Annotated in this window: 1 pseudogene; it reads right to left on the reverse strand. The window is 59.2% G+C overall.

The features are described from left to right. A pseudogene (locus tag B2Z72_RS08105) lies at positions 1-535 on the reverse strand (EamA family transporter); the annotation flags it as partial. Positions 536-554: the final 19 nt, after the last annotated feature.

Here is a 554-nt window from a genome sequence, read left to right on the forward strand (position 1 = left end):
ATAGCAAAACGCTGTACCACAGAGCATAACCGGCACCCGAGGCAAGCACGCCGGAGACCAGCGCATAACCAACGCCTGCAGCTGAGTCAGGATGAAACTCCATCGCACCGGGAATAAGCATGAGCAGTGCACCCAGCGGAAGCGCCAGCAGACTGCCACGAATAAAATTCGCACCTGTGCTGGCGACAGGCGCTTTACTGCCTTTACCACGCAGGGAATACATACCCCAGCTGATACCTGCTGCCAGCATAAGTACGGCGGCCAATGGATCCGGCGCAGAAACCCCCGGCAGCAGCAGCCAGACGACACCGGCCAGCCCGGAGATCAGACCCAGCAGCTGAATACGGTTCGGCCGCTCACCTTGCCATAAACCCCATGCGATCATGGTTGCCTGCACCGCTCCGAACAGCAGCAGAGCACCGGTCGCAGCGGTCAGCTCACGGTAGGCAAAGGAAAAGCCACCGGCGTACAGCAACAGTGCCGCCGCAGACCACCAGCTGCCATTTTGCCAGAGCGTCTTAAACCAGACGGTCAATGCACTCTTTGTCGATGCA

This window comes from Thalassolituus sp. UBA6592 (assembly GCF_002433655.1).
Classification (GTDB): domain Bacteria; phylum Pseudomonadota; class Gammaproteobacteria; order Pseudomonadales; family Oceanobacteraceae; genus Venatoribacter.